The organism is Methanomicrobium antiquum (assembly GCF_029633915.1).
GTDB lineage: Archaea > Halobacteriota > Methanomicrobia > Methanomicrobiales > Methanomicrobiaceae > Methanomicrobium > Methanomicrobium antiquum.
Window position 1 is genome coordinate 1,650,510 of sequence record NZ_CP091092.1, and the last position, 21,823, is coordinate 1,672,332.

Annotated in this window: 16 protein-coding genes; 6 read left to right on the plus strand and 10 right to left on the minus strand. The window is 39.1% G+C overall.

All coding sequences use genetic code 11. From position 1 onward, the window contains the following. Nucleotides 1–33: 33 nt before the first annotated feature. From L1994_RS08185 to L1994_RS08205, 5 genes are all read right to left on the minus strand, one after another. A complete protein-coding gene (locus L1994_RS08185) occupies nucleotides 34–1,185 on the minus strand; it encodes a hypothetical protein (protein ID WP_278098958.1) in 1,152 nt (383 codons plus the stop codon). A gap of 317 nt (nucleotides 1,186–1,502) precedes the next feature. Next, complete coding sequence (locus L1994_RS08190) at nucleotides 1,503–2,456, minus strand: methyltransferase domain-containing protein (RefSeq protein ID WP_278098959.1); 954 nt, start codon at nucleotides 2,454–2,456, stop codon at nucleotides 1,503–1,505. A 238-nt stretch (nucleotides 2,457–2,694) separates the two neighbouring features. Continuing rightward, on the minus strand, nucleotides 2,695–3,831 hold the full coding sequence (gene dnaJ, locus L1994_RS08195) for a molecular chaperone DnaJ (protein WP_278098960.1): 1,137 nt from the start codon (nucleotides 3,829–3,831) through the stop codon (nucleotides 2,695–2,697). Nucleotides 3,832–3,848: 17 nt separating this feature from the next. After that, entirely contained in the window at nucleotides 3,849–5,711 is a 1,863-nt protein-coding gene (gene dnaK / locus L1994_RS08200) for a molecular chaperone DnaK (RefSeq protein ID WP_278098961.1), read from the minus strand. A 5-nt stretch (nucleotides 5,712–5,716) separates the two neighbouring features. Then, nucleotides 5,717–6,277 (minus strand): nucleotide exchange factor GrpE, encoded by a 561-nt coding sequence (locus L1994_RS08205; protein WP_278098962.1) that lies wholly within the window; start codon nucleotides 6,275–6,277, stop codon nucleotides 5,717–5,719. A gap of 528 nt (nucleotides 6,278–6,805) precedes the next feature. Here L1994_RS08205 and purH point away from each other — a divergent pair. The 3 genes from purH (at nucleotide 6,806) to dinB (ending at nucleotide 11,462) form a co-directional block, all read left to right on the plus strand. After that, nucleotides 6,806–8,293 carry a bifunctional phosphoribosylaminoimidazolecarboxamide formyltransferase/IMP cyclohydrolase gene (gene purH / locus L1994_RS08210; RefSeq protein WP_278098963.1) on the plus strand — a complete coding sequence of 496 codons (1,488 nt, stop codon included), beginning with the start codon at nucleotides 6,806–6,808 and terminating at the stop codon, nucleotides 8,291–8,293. Between the two features lie 239 nt (nucleotides 8,294–8,532). Beyond that, entirely contained in the window at nucleotides 8,533–10,062 is a 1,530-nt protein-coding gene (locus L1994_RS08215; protein WP_278098964.1) for a sodium:solute symporter family protein, read from the plus strand. 290 nt (nucleotides 10,063–10,352) lie between these two features. Beyond that, complete coding sequence (dinB, locus tag L1994_RS08220; protein WP_278098965.1) at nucleotides 10,353–11,462, plus strand: DNA polymerase IV; 1,110 nt, start codon at nucleotides 10,353–10,355, stop codon at nucleotides 11,460–11,462. A gap of 573 nt (nucleotides 11,463–12,035) precedes the next feature. On the opposite strand, the gene L1994_RS08225 is transcribed toward dinB, so the two are convergent. The 3 genes from L1994_RS08225 to eno form a co-directional block, all read right to left on the minus strand. Beyond that, on the minus strand, nucleotides 12,036–13,643 hold the full coding sequence (locus L1994_RS08225) for a DEAD/DEAH box helicase (RefSeq protein WP_278098966.1): 1,608 nt from the start codon (nucleotides 13,641–13,643) through the stop codon (nucleotides 12,036–12,038). Between the two features lie 511 nt (nucleotides 13,644–14,154). Then, nucleotides 14,155–14,820 carry a protein-L-isoaspartate(D-aspartate) O-methyltransferase gene (locus tag L1994_RS08230; protein ID WP_278098967.1) on the minus strand — a complete coding sequence of 222 codons (666 nt, stop codon included), beginning with the start codon at nucleotides 14,818–14,820 and terminating at the stop codon, nucleotides 14,155–14,157. Between the two features lie 200 nt (nucleotides 14,821–15,020). Beyond that, on the minus strand, nucleotides 15,021–16,304 hold the full coding sequence (gene eno, locus L1994_RS08235; RefSeq protein WP_278098968.1) for a phosphopyruvate hydratase: 1,284 nt from the start codon (nucleotides 16,302–16,304) through the stop codon (nucleotides 15,021–15,023). A 170-nt stretch (nucleotides 16,305–16,474) separates the two neighbouring features. Between eno and L1994_RS08240 the strand changes: the two genes are divergently transcribed. The 3 genes from L1994_RS08240 (at nucleotide 16,475) to L1994_RS08250 (ending at nucleotide 20,067) form a co-directional block, all read left to right on the plus strand. Next, nucleotides 16,475–17,797, plus strand: a complete 1,323-nt coding sequence (locus L1994_RS08240) for a protoporphyrinogen/coproporphyrinogen oxidase (protein ID WP_278098969.1) — start codon at nucleotides 16,475–16,477, stop codon at nucleotides 17,795–17,797. Nucleotides 17,798–17,876: 79 nt separating this feature from the next. Continuing rightward, entirely contained in the window at nucleotides 17,877–19,283 is a 1,407-nt protein-coding gene (locus tag L1994_RS08245) for an MFS transporter (protein ID WP_278098970.1), read from the plus strand. A 73-nt stretch (nucleotides 19,284–19,356) separates the two neighbouring features. Further along, nucleotides 19,357–20,067 carry a glycosyltransferase family 2 protein gene (locus tag L1994_RS08250; RefSeq protein ID WP_278100830.1) on the plus strand — a complete coding sequence of 237 codons (711 nt, stop codon included), beginning with the start codon at nucleotides 19,357–19,359 and terminating at the stop codon, nucleotides 20,065–20,067. Between the two features lie 95 nt (nucleotides 20,068–20,162). Here the strand turns inward: L1994_RS08250 and L1994_RS08255 are convergent, their stop codons facing one another. Both L1994_RS08255 and L1994_RS08260 read right to left on the minus strand, forming a co-directional pair. After that, nucleotides 20,163–20,618, minus strand: coding sequence for a putative immunity protein (locus L1994_RS08255; protein WP_278098971.1), 456 nt, complete (start codon nucleotides 20,616–20,618; stop codon nucleotides 20,163–20,165). Nucleotides 20,619–20,818: 200 nt separating this feature from the next. After that, nucleotides 20,819–21,805: a pyridoxamine kinase gene (locus tag L1994_RS08260; RefSeq protein ID WP_278098972.1), complete on the minus strand. Its 987-nt coding sequence runs from the start codon at nucleotides 21,803–21,805 to the stop codon at nucleotides 20,819–20,821. Nucleotides 21,806–21,823: the final 18 nt, after the last annotated feature.

The window sequence follows — 21,823 nt, forward strand, 5'->3', positions numbered from 1 at the left end:
AGAAAGTAAAGAAAAAAAGACAAAACCTATTTTTTATTTTTTCCTTCCATCCAGAAAAACATCACCATATGCTGTTGCGACCTTTGCACCAAGAGTCGGCTTTAAATCTTCAAGCCAAAGGTAAAACCCGGTCATCTGAGGAGTCCTTTTGCTCTCAACCTTAAGTTCACCGGATTTTTTTCTGACAACTTTCAGATATTCACTCTTTTTCCTGGAGCGAAGATAAATTACAGGCTCATATTCAGGGATATCAACTGCTAAAATGACCTTTGAAAAGTTATCTTTCATACTCTCATATGTATACTTCCGGCCGGACATTGTAAAAGTCCGGTTATACATAAGGGCCTTGATTCCTGAAGGATATAAAACTCCGAATAAGAGTTTCTTAGCAACCGGAGGTATCTCATCTGCTATCTTCATCTCATCTTTTCCCTTGCCTGCCATCATTATACCAAGGATTTTATCGCGCTTTAGATCATGAAGTTTTTTGTACTCAAACGGTCTTTTTATCTCAATATCTTCAATACCGACAAGTTTTGGATGGTTTATGGGCTTTCTTGGTACTCCACGGATAGACTGCGGTGTTAAAACAGTCTTTATCTCTTCACATGTCGGAGTTATGATTAATGTGCTTTCAGTCTCACGCATAAGCCTTCTCATAATTGAAGAGCGTGAAATATCAACTGATGAAAACAGGACAAAAGGAACAGGCGCCTGCCCGTAAAGATAGCCCAATAGCTTTTTTTTATACAAAACTTCCGCTTCCATATCCTTAAGATCAGAGGCTGATGTTACAATCTCACAAAAACAGATTCTATTGTCATTGTCGATGAAAAGAATATCAAATTCAGCTATATCCTGACCATTTCCACGAATGTTTATGTCACCGCGGTTGGAGTAGAAAATGCCATTCTGACCAAGTTTAATGTCAATTGGCGGAAAAGGTGCATCTGCCCCTTTTCTTACAACATATTTTATCCTGTTTGTCTTAGTGGAGAGTTCAAGAAGCATCTCATAAATGAGTGATTCATACCATCTCCCCTCCGAAGCTCTCATCTGTGAGAGCTCTTCTGAAAATAGCTGACCTTTTTCTATTTTTTTAAGATGCCTGATAGCTCTTCTTGCAATCACTTTTTCAGGCTTTTTCTTTGAAAAGTTGGCAGTAAGCCATGCTAATAATTCCATTTATATTCAGACCTGTACATTTACAATCAATTATCTCCGATATTTCTCGGATATTCAGGCGCTTTTTTTTAAAATTTTTATTGATCTGCCGGATTATCTGCAGGTTTTATTTTTTTAGCCGCAAACAAAACCCGGGTATAATTTTACAGGTCAATTTCGTGCAGTGAAATGTAAATTCCGGCCTTTTGGAAAATGTTAATGTTAACAGCCCCTGTTAATTATCAGTCCCTGAGGGGCATTTGTATTATTCTGCTGTATCATACCACAGAAATATGAAATAAAAAGTCTGACAGATTTTATTTTTTTGCCACGGCGTTTTATTCCAGTACCATTATTCTGCGGGTAAGACTTTTGTGCACCCTTTGTTCATGAAACTGAACAATATCGAAGTGTTTTTTTGCAATTTCACGAACATCAACATGAGTTACAACAACAGCACGTTTTCCTTTCTTTAAGACGCGCCGCATTTCACTTATTGAATCATTATAAAGCGCATTCATCGATTCCGCTTTTATACAGACCGACTGGCCATAAGGAAGATCCGTAACCACCGAATCTACAGAACGGTCTGTTATAGGCAGATTGGTTGAATCAACTTTTAATACCTCTGCACGCGGCAGATTTTCAAGGCATCCCTTAAGCATTGAAATGTCCATATCTGTTCCGATTACATCTGCATCGAGAAGCATTCCTTCAAGCAAAATGCCCCCTGTTCCGCAAAAAGGATCTAATAAGACATCTCCTTTCTTTGTTTGTGCAAGGTTTACAAGTGTGCGTGCCAGTACCGGCATCATTACACCAGGGTGGAAAAATGCTCTTCTCATGGGATTTCGGTATTCAAACCCGCCGCGGTCTATTCTGTACATGACTTCTCCAAAATAGCAGATGTCACCGGAAAAAATCGCGCGGTATTCCCTCTCAGGAGATGACAGCGAAACCTTACCCTTAATGTGCGAGCCAATACATCTTTCAAGCTCAAGCTGGGAGTCTGGAATTTTTGTGTCACTCACTTTTTTAACCCGTCCGGCAAATGAAACATCAGATTCTATAGATAGTGTTTCAAGCATTTCAGCAAAGGACTCATAAGATGCACTGCACTCACCCATATATCTGATTATTGAATGAGTCATGGCAAGCCTCTGTGTTGCTTTGGGAACAGGACAGTCCACAACTGCAACCTGCATTCCTTTTTTTATTATATCTCCGACACATTCAGCCTCTGAAAATGGAAGAGTCGGATGTTCACCGGAAAGCTCCAGAATTAGTTTCATATCAGCCTTACTATTTAGGAATTAATCAGGCTAAAAGAGATAGCATGATATGATTTATTTAGGATTTTTTTTATCCCGGGCTTTTTTCTTATGCTCTCAATTTACCATGTAAACCAAATCTGATTTTCATGAAACCCTGCATGAAAAATTAGTTTCATGAATGTTTTTTGAAAAATAAGGCGATTGAGGAAAAAGAATGTAAATAAAAGGTTAAAAAGTAAGGAAGATAAAGGATAAATTATTTTTTAAGGAAATCCGAGAAAAATCCGCCCTTTTTCCCGCCCTTTCCTTTTTTATTTGATTCAATCTCAACAATCTTTTGATAAAGCTCTTTTTCCTCATCAGTAAGATTTTTTGGAATCTCTATTTTTACCCTGACAAGAAGATCTCCGGGTCTTCCTCTGCGTTTTATACCTTCACCGGATATTTTAAGCGCAGTTCCATGCTGAACACCGGCAGGGATTTTAAGTTCGACCATTCTCCCGTCAATTGTTTCAATTTCAACTTTTGAGCCAATTGCCGCATTCGCGGCTGAGACTATGATATTCGTTTCAAGGTTGTCGCTAATGCGCCTGAAATTTTTGTCAGGAGTTACTTCAACCTCTATGAACAGATCTCCGTTTGGTGCGCCGGGATCGCCTGCTTCACCGTAGCCTTCCATTCTAAGACGCATACCGGTATCGATTCCGGCAGGAATTGTTACAGTGATAGTCCGCTTTACCCGTGTATGCCCGGAGCCTCCGCATGCACCACAGCGCTCTTCAGGGATTTTACCCCTTCCGCCGCACTGCGAACAGGTTGCCATGCTCACGAAATTACCAAACGGCGTCCTGTTTTCGCGGCGCTCCTGACCGCTTCCACCACAGCGTGGACATGTGCGTGTTTTTTTGGTTTTGCTTCCGGTTCCATCACATTCAGGACAGGGCTCGGTATGCATTACATCAACATCGCGACTTGTCCCAAGCGCCGCATCCTTAAGCGTAACCTGAATTCTCATCAGAAGATCTGCGCCGGGCTGTGGCCCTCTCGGACCTCTTCTGCCACCACCGCCTCCGCCAAAGAACGCATCAAATATGTCTCCAAATCCTCCAAAATCTGCACTGAAACCGGAGCCGCCAAAACCTCCCCCGGAGTACTGGCCTTTGGAGGCATTGGTGAATGTTTCATGGCCCATCCTGTCATACTGGGCTTTTTTTTGCTTATCGGAGAGGACACTGTATGCCTCGTTTATCTCCTTAAACTTCTCTTCAGCACCCTCTTCTTTGCATATATCAGGATGATACTTCTTTGTCAGGGTGCGGTATGCCTTTTTTATCTCCTGTTCTGTCGCACTTTTAGGAACATTTAGGACTTCATAATAACTTTTCGCACCCATTCTTACGCCTGCCCAATTTAATCGTTCTTCTTATCGTCTTTATCGTCTTTTACTTCGTAATCGGCGTCAACAACATTATCATCGCCTGATTCAGCACCTGAAGCTTCTCCGCCCTCAGCTTTTGCAGCTTCGGCTTCTGCGGCGGCTTTCTGGTACATTTTTGTGGAAGCGGAAAAGACACTTTCGGTAAGCTCCTCAACATCCTTTTTGATTGCATCAAGGTCTGTTCCTTCTATTGTCTTTTTTACTTTCTCCAGGCTTTCCTCAATCTTTGAAACATCTTCTGCCTCAAGCTTATCCTTGCTCTCTTTTAAGAGTTTTTCTGCTGCAAAGATTGCATTATCAGCACTGTTTCTGATCTCTATTTCTTCACGCTTCTTCTTGTCCTCTTCTTCGAAGTCTTTTGATTTCTTAATCATCTCATCGATTTCATCTTCAGAGAGACGTTTATCGCCGGAGATTGTAATCGCCTGACTATTGCCGGTTCCAAGATCTTTTGCTGAAACGTTTATGATGCCATTTGCATCAATATCGAAAGTCACCTCAATCTGAGGTATGCCACGTGGGGCAGGTGGGATTCCGGTAAGCTGGAATTTTCCAAGTGTAAAGTTGTCAGCCGCAAGTGCACGTTCTCCCTGGACAACGTGAATCTCAACACTTGTCTGGTTGTCAGCCGCAGTTGTGAAAATCTGACTCTTCTTTGTCGGAATTGTTGTGTTCCTCTCGATTAACTTGGTTGCAATACCACCCATTGTTTCAATTGAGAGTGTGAGCGGTGTAACATCGAGTAAAACCACATCTTTTGCCTCACCTGTCAGTACACCACCCTGAATTGCGGCACCGACTGCAACACATTCATCAGGGTTGATTCCCTTGTCAGGTTCTTTTCCTAAAAGTGCACGGATTCTCTCCTGAACAAGAGGTACTCGGGTTGAGCCTCCAACAAGCAGGACATGATCTATATCGCTGTTTGAAAGACCTGCATCCTCCATTGCCTGCTTTACAGGCCCTATTGTCTTGTCAACAAGCGGTCCGATGAGCTGTTCGAATTTTGAACGTGAAAGATCAAGATCCAAAAATTTCGGGCCTGAAGAGTCGGTTGTGATATATGGTAAATTGATATTTGTCTTCTGAACAGTTGACAACTCTTTTTTAGCGTTTTCAGAAGCATCGCGGATACGCTGCATTGCCATCTTGTCCTTTGACAGGTCAATTCCTTCCTGCTTTTTAAACTCCTCTACAATGTAGTCTGTAACGAGCTTGTCAAAGTCATCACCACCAAGGTGGTTGTCACCTGCTGTTGCCTGAACTTCAAAGACACCGTCTCCAAGTGTCAAAATTGAGACATCAAAGGTTCCGCCGCCAAGATCATATACTAAGATAGTCTTGTCTTCTTCCTTGTCTATACCATATGCAAGAGCACTGGCAGTAGGTTCGTTTATGATACGAAGAACGTCAAGTCCGGCAATCTTTCCCGCATCCTTTGTTGCATTCCTCTGTGCATCGTTGAAATATGCAGGAACGGTAATAACAGCTTTTTTAATCTCTTCTCCAAGGTATGCCTCGGCATCAACCTTCATTTTCTGAAGAATCATCGCTGAGATTTCCTGTGGGGTATACTCCTTTTCATTAATTTTGACTTTTTTGTCTGTACCCATCAGCCTTTTTATGGAGATTATTGTTCTGTCAACATTTGTCACTGCCTGACGCTTTGCTACATTTCCAACAAGACGTTCTCCGTCTTTAGAAAATGCGACTACTGACGGGGTTGTGCGTCCGCCCTCTGCATTTGGAATTACTACTGCTTTTCCGCCTTCCATTAAGGACATACATGAATTTGTAGTTCCAAGATCAATTCCTAAAATTTTGTTAGAAGCCATTTTTGTTATTCCTCCTTGTTTCCTTTTGACACCGCAACTTTTGCACAACGGATTACCTTATCTTTCATGCAGTAGCCGCGTATGACCTCGTCTATTACGATTCCGTCAGATTCAGTTTCTGATGGAATATAAGCTATTGCTTCGTGTAAATTTGGATCAAATTGTTCATTTAGCGAATCAATGGGAGATATAGAATGATTATTAAGGACTTTTAAGAGAATTTTATGAATCTGTTCCACACCGTCATGAAGTGACGATTGATCAGACTTTAATGCTCGTTCGATGTTGTCAGCGACTTCAAGAATTTCAACTGCAAAGTTTTCAATTGCACGCTCTGCACGTTCAGAGGATTCTTTTGCACTTCTCTTTCGGAAGTTGTCAAAATCTGCCGCGAGGCGAAGATACTTCTCATTCAATGATTTTATCTCCTCATTAAGCTCCTCTTCACGTGTTTTGGGTTTTTCTTCAGCCGACTCTTCAGACTTTTTCACATTATTCTCCTGAGGAGGAGATTGTGAAGCCATATCATCGTCCGGCTTTTTTTTCTCAACATAATCCTCATTCATTCTTTGATTCTCCAATAATCTGCTGTAATTACTAGTTATACCATACTAGATGGTCTGGAGTTCTATATATAGTTTTTTGTTGAACTGTTTGCAGTTCTATATAAAGTTTATTACCTGACAATGTGATTTTTAAAATTTAAAACATCCATACGCTTAAACTGTTTTTTCCTGCATTATATCAGGAAATCCGAATTTTTAACATAAAAATAGACCTTGTAATTAGAATTTAGATGAAAATTAGAATATTTTAAAAAACGTTCATGAAAAAAAAGTTTTTATGTACTGTTTCATGAAAATCATAATTTGATTTTTATAGCAAATATGAAAAATTCAGGACACAAAAATCTCTAAAAATCTCCATTGGTAAACTTATGAGCGCAGATATAAAAAATTCAGTTCTTTCAATTTTTTAAATTGATTTAATTGTTAGAAATGTCTTTTCAAAAAGCACTTCTGTATCTTTTCAAGCCATTTAAAAAAATGTATCTGACATTACTTTATTTTTCTTTAAAATCCTATTAGTATATAATGAAATATGCACTTCTCTCGGTCTGGGACAAGACCGGCATAATCGAACTTGCAGAATGTCTTTTAAAAAACAACTACACAATTTTAAGCTCAGGAGGCACTGCAAAAACCCTTCGCGAGGCAGGGCTTGAAATAACAGAAGTATCTGAATATACAGGCGCTCCTGAAATGATGGACGGACGTGTCAAAACCCTCCACCCAAAGATCCATGGTGGTCTTTTGGGAAGAAGAGGTATTGATGATGAGGTAATGAAAAATAACAAAATATCAGCTATTGATATTCTTGTCGTAAACCTCTATCCTTTTGAGGAAATGTCATCCAAAAATTTGCCTTTAAACGAGCTTATTGAATATGTGGATATTGGCGGGCCTGCTATGATTCGTGCCGCTGCTAAAAATTTCAAAGACGTTTCTGTTATAATAGACCCTTCTGATTATGAAATGCTTAAAAAAGCAGTTTCTGAGAAAAACTTAAGTGAAAAAGACAGACTTTATTTTGCAAAAAAGGTCTTTTCAAGGACAGCATCTTATGATGCCGCAATTTCAAACTATCTCTCCTCTATCGATTCAGAATTTCCTGAAGTATATACTGTCCAGTTTAAAAACGGAAGGATGCTTCGCTATGGAGAAAACCCTCACCAAAAAGCGGCCATATATGGAGAAACAGGAATTGCAGGTCAGACTCCCCTCCAGGGAAAGGCTATGTCATACAACAACTATCTGGATGTTGATGCGGCAGTAGGTCTTTTAAGAGAATTTGACGAAACAGCGGCTGTTATTGTAAAACACAACAATCCCTGTGGCGTATCTTTAGGTGAGAGACTTCTGGATGCTTATCTGAAAGCACGCGATGTTGACCCGGTCTCCGCCTACGGCGGGATTGTTGCATTAAACCGCAAAGTAGAGGCAGATGTTGCAAAAGAACTCGCATCAACCTTTATAGAAGTAGTTATTGCACCATCATATACTAAAGAGGCACTTGAAATTATGAAAGTCAAGGAGAACATGCGCGTTTTAATTCTCCCTGAAGAAAAAGAGTCTGTTTCACTAAGAACCATTGACGGCGGCGCTCTTATTCAGTCAACTCCAAAAGATGTCTCTGAAAACTGGGAAGTAGTCTCTGAGCGTGAACCAACAAAAGAAGAGATGGGTGCTATGAAGCTTGCAATGAAAATATGCAAGCACACAAAGAGCAATGCAATTGTCTTTGCCAAAGGAAAATCAGCATCAGCTATAGGTGCAGGTCAGATGAACAGGGTCAATTCCACGGAAATAGCAATTAAAAAAGCAGAATCCTCACTTGAAGGATCAGTTGTTGCATCAGATGCTTTTTTGCCGTTTGCAGACACCCTTGAAGTTGCCGCAAAAGCCGGCGCCACAGCCCTCCTTCAGCCAGGTGGTTCCATACGGGATAACGAAGTAATTGAGGCCGCAAACCGTTTAAATATCGCAATGGTGTTTACAGGTATCAGATACTTCAGACACTAAATTATTTTTTTCTCTTTTTGATGTTTAGAGACATCGCCTGCAAAAATTCGTCCAGATTTTATTAGTTTATTATTTTTTAATATAATTAGATCGATCGTGTTATATGTTAGCATACCACACATTAAAAGGATAGATATGTTTGGTCTGCCATTCGTCACAGTTCTTAGCGTAGGAGCGGGGACAGGAATAATAATTCTCGCTCTTTTGATCTGGGGACTTAAGTTTAAAGAGGTGAAAATTTGAATTTTGATCCCTTTACATTGGTTATAATCATCCTCTATGCACTGGTCCTTATTCTTATCGGAAACTGGGCATCCAAAAAAATTCACAATACCGAGGATTATATCCTTGCAGGAAGATCACTTGGATTCTGGGTATTCACAATTCTAATGGTTGCATCGGTCTGCAGTGGAATGACTCTTGTCGGGGTCTCAGGATTTGGATTTACATCAGGATGGCCTGGAATCTGGGAACAGCTTGCAGTCCCTCTTGCGGCCTCTTTTGCAATAATAGTATTCGGAGTTAAACTTCACTATATCGGAAAAACCTCAGGATACATGACAGTTGAGGATTACTTTGCTCAGCGTTTTGAGAGTCCAAGAGCAATCAGAGGCGTAACTGCTCTTTCAGGAATTATTGTATCTCTAATCTACCTTGTCGGGCAATACACTGCAATAAGCATTGTTCTTGTATGGTTGTTTGACATAGATCACAGAATTGCTCTTATTATTGCGGCAATTATCATCACTCTGTACACTGTAATAGGGGGGCTATACGCAGTATCATGGACAACACTGATACAAGGCGGAATTTTAATAGTTGGTGTTTTGATAATGGCGCCGATTGTGATTATTTCAGCAGGAGGTCTTGAGCATATAAATACAGTTATGTCAGGCATAGATCCAAACCTGGTTGCTCCCTATTTCCCAACAGCATATGCTTCATATGCATACTGCACTCCTGAATTTTTATTCTCATTTGTTGTTATGCTAACAATAGGTCTAGCATGCGCTCCGCATGTAGTAAACAATGTTTTAGCTGCAAAAGAGGACAAATTCTTTAAATGGGCCCCTCTTGTGGCATTTATGATATATCTTGTTGTAATGTTCTTAGTCAAATTTGTAGGATTTGCGGTAAGGGTGCTTGTAGAGGAAGGAAAACTTGTTCTGCCCTCGACTGTGAATGCACAGGATTTTGCTTTCATGTATGGTGTTGAGTACGCTGTTCCAAACATGCTTATCTGGGCATTTTTTGCAGTTATTGTTCTTGCCGCTGTTATGTCTACGACTGACCGACTCATGCTTACAATCGGAACAATGTTTTCATGGGATATATACAAAAATCTTATCAATCCAAATGCTTCTGACAGGCAGGTGCTTCGCTTAAGTCAGGCATCAGTTGTTATTGTAGCAATTGTGTCAATCATACTTGCACTAAATCCCCCTGAGATGCTTGCATTCTTAATCTGGCTGGGAATAGGAGTCATGCTTGCAACATTTGCGGTTCCGTTCCTTGCAGGGCTTTACTGGAGGCGTGCAACAAAAGAAGGAGCAATTGCATCGGTTTTAACAGGTCTTTTTGCTTCAGGAATCTTTGGATATTACTACCAGTATATTGCAAAGCTTCCAATGCACTTTTCAATTTATGCTTTGGCATGTGCGATAATAGCGATGATTGTAGTCAGTCTTCTTACTCCTAAAAATTCAGAAGAGGTGCTTGACAAAACTATGACAGGCTTTTTTATCCAGCCAAAAGAGCTTAAAAAATAAATAAACAGAGAAATTTCTTTTAATTTTTTTTATCTTTTCTCAATTTTTTATCTTTTTTCAATTTTTTTCACTTTTCTTCAATTTTTTTGCTTCTTCTAATTAATCTAAATTTTTTTTCAATTATCGTTCTTTTTTATGTTTTGATCTGCTTTTTTCTTTCACCCCGCAGGGAAGCTTTATTTATAGTGGCTGTCTTCAAAATAAACACAGGATACAAAATACTTAAAAGATGATAAATCAGAAAAAAACCTGTAAATTACAATCATTTAAATAAAGATAAGAGCCTGAGAATGACAAAAGAATTGCCTCAAAGAATAATTCTCCATGTCGATATGGACAGTTTTTTTGCATCGGTTGAGATAAGAGAAAGGCCGGATTTAAAAGGAAAACCTGTAATAATCGGTGCCGATCCAAAAGGAGGCAATGGTCGCGGTGTTGTTAGTACATGTTCATATGAGGCACGAAGATTTGGTGTTCATTCTGCAATGCCGGTCTCAATTGCATACAGAAAATGTCCGGACGGGATTTTCCTGCCTGTGAACATGCCGCTTTATAAAAAAACCTCAAAAAATATTATGGATATCTTAAGGGAATATTCAGAAAAATTTGAACAGGTCAGTGTTGATGAAGGTTATCTTGACTTAACACATATTGGTAGTTTTGAAGAGGCTGAAAAAATAGCAGAGGAGATTAAAACCAGAGTTTTATTATCTGAAGATATCACATGTTCGGTTGGAATCGGCCCTTCAAAGGTTGTTTCAAAAATTGCATCCGATTATCAAAAGCCAAACGGACTTACAATTGTACGGCCTGAAGAAGTCAGCTCTTTTTTAAACCCGATGCCAATTGGAAAAATTCCCGGAATTGGCAAAAAAACACAGGAGATACTCTCAAATGCACATATTAAAACGGTGACAGGTTTAGTTGACTATGACATTCAAAAACTCATATCTCTTGTCGGCCGCCATGCCGCTGACATGAAACTTTTGGCATCAGGAATTGACAACAGACCTGTTTTAAAACGGGAAGAACAGAAGTCAACAGGACGCGAAACAACATTTCAAACCGATACCAAAGATGAAATTAAGATTTTAGATACTGCATTAAATATCTGCGATGAAATTTTTCAAATTATTAGTTCAAAAAAATTGCGCTTCAGGACAGTTACAGTCAAAATCAGATACTCTGGATTTATCACACATACAAGATCAAAATCACTTCCGAGGCACACGACAGACCTTCAGACTCTGAAAGATACTGCCTCAAGCCTTATTTCTGAAAATCTTGATACAAAATTACCTGTAAGATTAATCGGCGTATCTGTTTCTGCATTTGACTCACAAGAAACAGTCCAGATGCAGATTTATGATTTTGAAAATTCCGGTTTTTACAAAACATAAAAAAACGACTCTTCGCCATATTTCTGATCACCCTAATTTGGAATTGATTTGTCGCGATGTACACAATATCCCCGGGAACCGGAGGGGCTTGTCCCCCTCCGGTGACCTATCGTAAGCGGGGTGGGTTTAAGGGAGGGGCCTGTCCCCTCCCTTGCTAATAATCGATTAGCTTTGATTGTCTTCCAGTCAAGGCCAGTAACCTAAGAAACTGATGAAATATTCCATATCAATAATCTTAAAGCCCACAAATGAGAACATAGATGTGAATGCAGAAATGCATTCCTTCCATTTGTAATGTTTATTGGACATATCATCATATTTGGAGGTTATTCTCTAAGTTGTTTCTCTTTTTGGATAGTCCTAACTTTCAGAAAAATGGAGAAGAACCAAAATAACACAGAAAAAATAAACCCTGAAAACTTCGTCAAAAAGACGAAAAACAGATTGAATAAAAAAATATTCTGAAAAACGGCTAAAACTTAAATATTCAAAACCAGCAAAAAATATATTACTTTTTTTGATTATTTTATATTATTATACCATTATTTTTTTGTTTTTTTTCTTTTATTTTTTTTACCTGTTGGCTTTTCTTGCAGGCTCTAAAGAAATTTCGTGTCCGCGAATTGTTGAATTGTTCATTACCCTGTAAACATCTGCCGCATTGTTTTCAGGCACTTCAACAAATGAAAAGTCATTAAAAATACTGATTGCACCAATAAGATTTCCCTGAATCTTGGTCTCTCCTGCAATCGCACCGACAATATCGCCCGGACGAATACCTTTTGCTTTGCCAATGTTTATGAAAAACCGGACCATTCCCGGCTCTCCGCCGGTATTTGAGAAATCAGCTGAAGTTTCTTTCTGTGAAGACTGTGACGATTCTCTCCCATCTCCTTCCATGTGAAGCTTCATAAGCGCGGCGGAAATATCTGTCAGTGGGAAATCTTCATCCATTAATTTTTCTACTGCTGATATGTAGGCAGTCAGATCGCTTTCAGCCATAAGATTCCTGATTTTGTCAAGGAAGCGCTCAAGGCGACAATTTTCTACATCCTTTGTGCTTGGAGGTGAAACTCGTCTGATTTTGACTTTTGCAAGCCTCTGAATCATACGAAGCTTTTCTGTCTCACGTGGCCCGACAAAAGTGTAAGCACGACCTGTCTTTCCTGCACGGCCTGTACGGCCAATTCTGTGCACATAATATTCCACATCCTGTGGAACGTCATAGTTATAGACAGTATCAATGTCATCAACATCAATGCCTCTTGCCGCGACATCGGTTGCGATTAAAATATCCAGAGAGCCTCCCCTGAACTTTCCCATAACGCGGTCTCTTAAAGCCTGCTTCATATCGCCATGAAGACCTTCTGCAAAATATCCTCTTGAATGAAGTGAAGATGAAAGTTCATCAACACGCCTTTTTGTATTACAAAAGATCATTGAAAGACCGGGACCATTGATATCAATTAAACGGCACAAAATATCGAGCTTATCTCTCTCGCGGGTTTCAATATATGACTGCTCAATTAAAGGAACAGTAAGTTCTGTAGGATTAAGCTTCAAAAATTCAGGATTTTTCTGGAATGCTTTTGAAATTTTGATGATTGGTTTAGGCATTGTGGCAGAGAACAAAATAGTCTGGCGCTTCTCCGGAGCATATGCAAGAATTTCTTCAAGATCCTCCTTAAAGCCCATATCAAGCATCTGATCAGCTTCATCCAAGACAATTGTCTCAACCGATGAGAGAACCAGTGTTCTTCTCTTGAGGTGATCCATAACCCTTCCAGGTGTTCCCACAACAATCTGGACTCCACGATTAAGAACAGAGATCTGCCTTTCGATTGGTTGTCCTCCATAGATTGGAAGCACTCTTATATCATCACGGTATTTCAGAAGTCTGTTGAACTCTTCTGCTATCTGGATTGTTAATTCTCTTGTTGGTGAAAGGATTATTGCCTGAACATTGCTTTTTTTGACATCTATCTTTTCAATCACAGGTATCGCAAATGCTGCAGTCTTCCCGGTACCTGTCTGGGCCTGGCCTGTAACATCTCGGCCATTCATAATGAGAGGTATTGAAAGCTGTTGTATTGGTGTGGGTTCCTCAAAACCCATATCTTCAATTGCTTTAAGTATTTCTTCAGAAATATTAAGCTCACTAAATTTTAAAAAAGAATCCATTCTTATTATTATATAGAGCTCAAAGTATTTGATATTTGGGAGAAGAAATAATTTATAAAAAAACAGACAGATAACAGCTACATCAATTAATTAACTCAGTATAAGGAAAATAACATTGCATAAGCGGTTAAAAACTGATTTTAAATAATGTCCGTAATTTTACATACATCTTCCATTTTCGGTAAGGATTAATGGATTTTGAAGATTTAAAAAGATTATCAGGCTTAAAACTGATTTTTTCTTACATATCAATTAACAAAATTAATTGTGCGCTTTAAAAAAAGAGATTTTTTGCTTTCAAAAACTTACTGAGATTTCTTTTAAAATCAATTAAAAACGCTTTTTTAGACAGATTAAGAACTTTTTAGGCTTCCCATCAACCTAAGGATGTTAAAAAAATTATTGCATCAAATTCATTAATTCCAAAATCTGACAATCCGAATATTTGCTAAATTCAGCATTTTTAGTTTCAGCAACTGTTAATTCCAATACCTGCCAATTTCAGTAACTGTTAATTCCAGCCTTTATCGCCGATAAGAGGAACAAATCTGACACTGCCATGATAAGAAATCTCAGGTTTTCCTCTGTGAATTTTAATCTTTAATAACTCCTGCACACACTGATTTCCGACAGGAACAACAAGCCTTGCACCCTCCTTTAGATATCTGAAAAGATATTTTGGAATATCAGGAGATGCAGCAGTGACTATTGCACATTCAAACTCTCCTAAATCTTCTGGGATGTCAGTTCCGTCACCAAAAAAGACTTTAACGTTTCTGATATCTGCTTTTTTAAGATTTTCTTTTGCAAAAGATACAAGCTCTTTTATTCTCTCAAATGACACAACCTCGGCTGAAATCTTCCCAATAACAGCCGCCTGATAGCCTGAACCGGTTCCAATCTCCAAAACCCGGTCATCTGATTTAAGTTCAAGAAGTTCCGTCATCAGCCCGACAATGTAAGGCTGTGATATTGTTGCATTCATTCCAATTGGAAGCGGCCTGTCTTCATAAGCATATGGACGAAGATTTTCAGGCACGAAAAGATGCCTTGGAACATTTTCCATTGAAAAAAGGACTTTTGAATCTGAAATGCCACGGGATTCTATCTGCTCCTTCACCATAAAAGCCCTTAATTCTTTTAATTCAGGAGTATCTTTAGAAGAGATAGAAGACATAATTGAACTTTGATGATTTTTCTCTTATATTAATTATCGTAAGGAAAATTAAATTAAAAAACATTTCTTATTCAAAATAAATTCAAGACCAGATAGACCCAAAAAAAGAATTCAATTTGAATTTCCCTTTAATTATACATGAAAGTTACTTCATAACTTAAATGAAACTGTTGCATGAAATGATAATTTCATGAAAGTTTTTATCGGATAAATGCATCTCTTCCTGCAAATTTTGCAGACGAGCCCATCTCCTCTTCGATTCTTAAAAGCTGGTTATATTTCTCAACCCTCTCTCCCCTTGCAGGAGCACCGGTTTTTATCTGGCCTGTTCCAAGTGCAACTGAAAGATCTGCAATAAAGGAGTCAACAGTCTCGCCGCTTCTGTGCGAAATCATCGCACCCCATCCACTGTTTTTGGCAAGCATAATTGCATCAATTGTTTCAGACACTGTGCCTATCTGATTAAGCTTTATCAAAACAGCGTTGGAAACACCCTTTTCTATTCCCATAGTCATTCTTTTAACATTGGTTACAAAAAGATCATCACCTACAAGCTGAACTTTATCTCCAAGCTCATCTGTAAGCATCTTCCAGCCTTCCCAGTCATCTTCAGACAGACCATCCTCGATAGATACAATTGGATAGTTCTCACAGAGATTTTTGTAGTATGCAACCATCTCTTTGGATGTCAGTTTTTTACCTTCGGTTTTAAGGGAATAAAGACAATCTTTATAGATTTCACTGGATGCCGGATCAAGAACAATTCCAATCTCTTCACCAGGCCTAAATCCTGCTCTTCTAATAGCCTCTGTAATTAATTTTAACGGCTCTTCATTTGACGGGACCTGTGGTGCAAATCCTCCCTCATCTCCAACTCCGGTTGAGTGGCCTTTTTCTTTTAAAAGCGCTTTTAATGTCTGATAAACTTCAGCACCCCACCTGAGTGATTCCTTAAATGATGATGCACCATAAGGCGCAATCATAAACTCCTGTAAATCAGCACCCTGCCAGTTTGCATGTGCACCGCCGTTCATGATATTCATACATGGAACAGGTAAGACTGCATCAGAAGAATTTCCAAGATATTTCCAGAGTGGAATGCCCATAGAAGCGGCACCTGCTCTTGCAACAGCCATTGATACGGTCAAAATGGCATTTGCTCCGAATTTAGCTTTGTTTTCAGTCCCGTCAAGCTCAATCATTGCATTGTCAACTTCTCGTTGAGAGCATACATCCATCCCTGAAATTTTATCTGCAATCTCTGTGTTGACATATGATACAGCCTTTAATACACCCTTTCCGCCATATCTTTCTTTGTTACCATCCCTTAACTCAACAGCTTCGTGAATGCCTGTTGATGCACCTGACGGGCATGCCGCACGTCCAAAGACTCCGGATTCAAGATAAACATCTGCCTCAACCGTAGGATTTCCTCTTGAATCCAGAATTTCCCTGCCCTTAACACTTTTTATCGAAGTATCCATATCATACACACCCTTTAGCGGATTTATGTAAATATTCGTCAGGAACAGGAAAAAGTCTTGCGACTTCCGGCTTACAGGAGTCTAAAAAAAATGTAAAAATAAAACCACTCTGAAATTTAAACCTCCAGTCAGACAACAGACTTTTTGAAAACCACACCCCAATTAATATTGTGAAAACTGCAGTACTTGGAGGAGGACTTACCGGAATCACACTTGCCCGGTTGTTAAACGAAAAAGGTCAGGATGTATGTGTTTTTGAAAAGGAAAATGTAACAGGCGGTTTGTGCCGTTCAAAAACAAAAGACGGTTTTACCTTTGATATTGGAGGATCGCACATCATCTTTAGCCGCGACAAAGAAGTAAACGACTTCATGTGCGATGTCTTAGGAATTAACAAGGATAAAAGGAACAGAAATACTAAAATTTTTTTCAAAGGCAGTTATGTCAAATATCCGTTTGAAAACGGACTATATCAGCTCCCCCAAAATGATCGCTTCTTCTGTATAAACGAGTTTGTCAAAAATTTAATTGCGCTTGAAAAAGGCGAATTAAAAGATCCAGAAAACTTTAAAGAATGGATCTATCACACATTCGGAAAAGGGATTGCAGAATCCTATATGGTTCCGTACAATGAAAAAATCTGGAACTATCCGGCAGAGAAGATGTCTCATCACTGGGTTGACGGAAGAATCCCGAGACCTCCTGTAGAAGATATAATCAAATCCGCTATAGGAATTGAAACAGAAGGATATACCCACCAGTCTGTTTTCACATACCCAGTCAGGGGAGGAATAGAGGCGCTTGTAGATTCCCTAAAAGAGCCTGTATTGGATAAAATTACAACAGATTTTGAAGTCAGAACCATTAAAAAAGAAGAGGATGGATTTTTGGTTGGAAACGGAAGTCATGAGGTTAAATGTGAAAAAGTAATCTCAACGCTTCCGCCCAAAGTTCTTCTCTCCTGCTTGTCAGATGTTCCTGAAAATGTAAAGACAGCGTGTGAAAACCTGAAATACAACTCAATTGCATGTGTTGCAATCGGTGTAAAAGGAGAACTTGGCGATATTTCCTGGCTTTATATACCACAAAAAGAGTTGGGATACTTCAACAGAATTTCATTTCCGTCAAATTATTCAGCGGAAGTTGCGCCAGAAGGCTGTTCATCCGTTCTTGCCGAGATTACATACAACAGAGGCGATGAAATATCAAAGATGTCTGATTCAGAATTAATCAGCCACGTCACAGACGGACTTTTAGAGATGAAAATTATAAAGGACAAATCATCAGTTGTATATTCAGATGTCTCAAGATTTGAATACGCATATGTTGTATACGACCTTGACTATCTTAAAAATGTAAAAATAATGAAAAAATACTTTGAGTCCCTTGGAATCTCTCTTGTAGGCCGCTTTTCAGAGTTTGAATACTTAAATATGGATGGATGCATCCGACATGTTTTTGATTATGTTAAAAATAAAATAAATTCAGAATAACCATAGATACATTTTTTCTGACAAATACAAAATTTTTATACAGAATCTATTTCTCCATTAAATTACCAGTTTTTAGTTAATGAACAGCAGTGAAACATGTCCTTCATATCTGATACTTCTTGTTGTCGGAATAGGGGCATTTATGGACGGCCTTGACGGCGCTATTGTAAATGTCTCACTTCCTCAGATAGCATCGGGATTCAATGCGGAATTTGGACTTGCTTCTCTTGTTGTGACTGTATATCTGGTCGCACTGAGTGCCTTTATGATAATATTTGCAAAGTCGTCTGCATTTATAGGAATTAAAAAAATATACACAGGCGGACTTTTATTGTTTACAATATCCTCGGTTTTCTGCGCAGCATCATGGAATATTGAAACACTGATAGCATTCAGGGCACTGCAGGGGCTTGGTGCCGCAATGATTGCACCATCTGCTGTTGCAACAATTGCAATTCATATCAAAGAGTCAGAAAGGGCAAAATCCCTGGGAATTATTGCCGCCGCATCTGCACTTGCATTTGCAATAGGGCCTGTTGCCGGAGGCTTTATTACTGAATTTTTAAGCTGGCACTGGATATTTTTAATAAACATACCGATAGGAATTGCAGGGATGATTCTTGCAAAATATAGTCTCCCGGAAGATACCCCAAAACCATTTAGAAAAGCAGATTTTGATTATGTAGGTTCAATTCTGTTTATCATTGCAATGACATTTTTCATTCTCCCACTCGGATTTCTGGGTGGAAAAGCAGATGGTATTTTAAATCCGGCATACCTCCTCATAATATCAGCAGTCTTCTTCATCCTGTTTATTTCAGCAGAAAGAAAAGCAAAAGAACCGGTTATTGACCTTATTCTGTTTTTTGATAAAAACTTCACATATTCAACAATTTCATATTCGGTTGCCATGCTTGCATATGGTGGTCTGATTCTCATTCTTCCATTTTATTTTGAGTATATTATGGGCATGAGTCCGGGAAAATCAGGTCTGTTTCTGCTGATACCCTCGGTTTTAATAACAATTTTAAGTCCATTGGGGGGCCATATCGCAGATAAAAAAGGAGCACGGATGATATGTTTTGCATCATCAGCAGTTTTTCTAATATCATTGTCAGTAATCTTTCTTACATTCGGATTAAAGGAGATAATATGGACTGTTCTGGCTCTTATTATAATGGGCATCGGACTCGGGCCGTTTATGAGCGCGGGTTCAAGCAGGATAATTGAGCACTCAGATAAGGACAAAAAAGAGATTGCATCCGGAATTATGAGCACATCAATATATTTTGGAACAGCGCTTGGAACAGCTTTGTTTACTGCAATTTTTGGATTTTTTTCAGGCGGAGCCGGTTTAAAGATGGGTATAGAAATTTCAGTTTCAGAATTTATGACCGGTTTTAACTCTGCTGTAGGAGCAGGAATCTTTTTTAGCCTGATAATAGTTATAACCGCATATCTGGCTAAAGATAAACTAAAAACCTAAAAATTTCTTTTTTTATCGGTTGAAGAATTACCAATATATTATTGCAGATAAAACGCCAACTGATAAAGAACAAATGGCGCCAAAGATTTCAGTTGTAATCCCGACATTCAACGAAGAGGAAAATATCACCCCGTGCCTTGAGTCCCTTTGCAATCAGACAATCAAAAGAGAAGATTATGAACTGATTGTTGTAGACGGCAACTCAAAGGATAAAACACGCGAATACGCAGAAAAGCTTGCTGATGTTGTAATAATCCAGACCAGCAAAAAGGTAGGTGGTGCAAGAAATGACGGTGCGGCACTTGCAAAGTCAGATATTATTGCAACAACCGATGCAGACTGCATAATTCCCCCCGACTGGCTTGAAAAAACACTTCTGGCATTTTCAAAGGATGAAAAAATGGTTCAACTTTACGGAACAGTATATCCACTTGAACCAGGCCTCAAATTCAGATTTTACCTTGCACTTGCAAATGCTTTCTCAAGGCTTGGCTATTATACACATACCTTGTATTATACGCTTGGATGCAACACTGCATTTAGAAAAGAGGCATATATCGCTATAAAAGGATACAAGTGCATAGATGCAGGTGATGATCTTGAGATTGCACAGAGAATGAGAAAACTTGGAAAAGTCAAACTTGACACTAAAGTTCGCGTTTCGTTTTCGATGCGAAGATATGTGCAGTTTGGAACACTGAGATCACTTTATGTATGGCTGTATATTGTTTTCAAAGGCGGAGAGTCTGAAAAATACACATATGCCAGTCGCGAATACAAATAATTCAAATAATTTTTAAGGTCAAAATTTTTTTCATATACTAACAAAATTTTTTCACATAATTTTTTTAAATGAACTCATTCAGTCAGATTTATTCATTAAATTCTCTTCATTTCCCTTGCAGACAAAACGAGTTCGCGAACCTTCAGTGAAAGCTTATCATCCTGCCATTTTCTCTCCTCATCTACCGCCTTTCCCGCAATTCTGACTGCTTTTAAGGCGTAACCTGCCGCACCAACACAATGATCTGCCATATGGGCTGTTGCAGCAGCGTGCCCTGCAGAACGGGCAATGACTGCAAACAAAGAATCCGTTGATTCTCCTGCCGCAGAATGGACTTCTCTTGCTGCTTTTATCGCATCACCCACAGGGGCAATTCCCTCTGCCCAGTCTCTTCCTGCAGAAATCGCTTTTTTTACCCGCAGGTCTTTTATATCACCATACAGAGGAAAAACATGCTCTGCACAGTCGCATGCCCAATTCATAAGCAGGCAGTGATCCTCTTTTTTCAGGAGTCCGCCACGATGTTCTGCAACAAATCTGATGTCACGCATTCAACTGTCCATCACCCTTACTAAAATGTTCATGATACTAATTTTTCATACAAATTTTTCTTACAAATGTTTTACACAAATATTACATATCCTGATTCATGCAATATTCCCTGTCATGTTTCATGTAAACATTTCATATAAATTACAAATCTGTTTTTCAGGGTATATTTAATGGCATTTAACCGAAATTAAAAAAATCCTTACTCCAAAAGCTCATAACTGCTCATTACAACCGGCCCTTTTAATGTATCAAGAACTCTCTCAAGCAAAACTCCCTCCCTTGGGGGTGTCTTATGCCCAAATGACGCACGGATTGCAAGAGTTGAAAATGAAACAGCTCTGTCAAGCGCTATCGGAAGGCTGTCTCCCTTAAGAAGGCTTCCAACAAGAACGCTTGCGAATGCATCTCCGGTACCGGGATAATGTGTAGGGATATAATCGCATGCGACCTTCCAAAGCCTCTCGTCACATCTGTCATATGCAAGAACAGATGTCCTGTTGTTTGAACTGTCAAGAGGAACACTTGTAACTACTACAATTGAAGGACCCATATCTGCAAGTCGTGGAAGCCATGAACGCACAGTATCCTCATCAATTGAATCGCTGTATGGCTCATCAAGAAGAAGTGCGGCTTCAGTAATATTTGGAGTTATAAGGTCGGCATCTTTAACATACGATCTCATCCTTAGAACCATGTCATCAGTAATCGGCCCGTATGTAACACCATTGTCACCAAGAACAGGATCAATTACAACAAAGGGGTTACACGGCTTTTTTAATGATTTAATAAACCCTGCCACAATATCCATCTGCCGCGAGGAACCCAAAAAGCCACTATATATTGCATCAAAACTAACTCCCAGCTTTATCCAGTGTGAAACACTCTCTTCCATAAAAGCGGTCAGATCCTTAAAGCAGTAATCTTCAAAACCGGAGGTATGTGTCGATAAAACTGCCGTTGGAAGCGGACATACCTGAATCTCCATCGATGAAAGAATCGGAATTACAACTGTTAAAGAAGCACGCCCGAATCCGGAGAGATCATGTATTGCCGCAACTCTTTGTATTGGATTTCTAATCAAAAATGCCACCATTCCTCTGATATATCTAAAGATTTCTGTAATATTATCTAAAACCCATATGGCATCAAATCTGCTGTTACAGACCTCACCAAAAAACCCGACCAAATGATTTATCTAAAATAC

Excerpts from the sequence above, each read along its gene's own strand:
- L1994_RS08205 (WP_278098962.1), bottom strand. The coding sequence starts at position 6,277 with ATGAATGAGGATTATGTTGAGAAAAAAAAGCCGGACGATGATATGGCT.
- L1994_RS08245 (WP_278098970.1), top strand. The coding sequence starts at position 17,877 with ATGAACAGCAGTGAAACATGTCCTTCATATCTGATACTTCTTGTTGTC.
- purH (WP_278098963.1), top strand. The coding sequence starts at position 6,806 with ATGAAATATGCACTTCTCTCGGTCTGGGACAAGACCGGCATAATCGAA.
- dnaJ (WP_278098960.1), bottom strand. The coding sequence starts at position 3,831 with ATGGGTGCGAAAAGTTATTATGAAGTCCTAAATGTTCCTAAAAGTGCG.
- eno (WP_278098968.1), bottom strand. The coding sequence starts at position 16,304 with ATGGATACTTCGATAAAAAGTGTTAAGGGCAGGGAAATTCTGGATTCA.
- L1994_RS08250 (WP_278100830.1), top strand. The coding sequence starts at position 19,357 with ATGGCGCCAAAGATTTCAGTTGTAATCCCGACATTCAACGAAGAGGAA.
- dinB (WP_278098965.1), top strand. The coding sequence starts at position 10,353 with ATGACAAAAGAATTGCCTCAAAGAATAATTCTCCATGTCGATATGGAC.
- L1994_RS08190 (WP_278098959.1), bottom strand. The coding sequence starts at position 2,456 with ATGAAACTAATTCTGGAGCTTTCCGGTGAACATCCGACTCTTCCATTT.
- L1994_RS08225 (WP_278098966.1), bottom strand. The coding sequence starts at position 13,643 with ATGGATTCTTTTTTAAAATTTAGTGAGCTTAATATTTCTGAAGAAATA.
- L1994_RS08185 (WP_278098958.1), bottom strand. The coding sequence starts at position 1,185 with ATGGAATTATTAGCATGGCTTACTGCCAACTTTTCAAAGAAAAAGCCT.
- L1994_RS08230 (WP_278098967.1), bottom strand. The coding sequence starts at position 14,820 with ATGTCTTCTATCTCTTCTAAAGATACTCCTGAATTAAAAGAATTAAGG.
- L1994_RS08255 (WP_278098971.1), bottom strand. The coding sequence starts at position 20,618 with ATGCGTGACATCAGATTTGTTGCAGAACATCGTGGCGGACTCCTGAAA.
- dnaK (WP_278098961.1), bottom strand. The coding sequence starts at position 5,711 with ATGGCTTCTAACAAAATTTTAGGAATTGATCTTGGAACTACAAATTCA.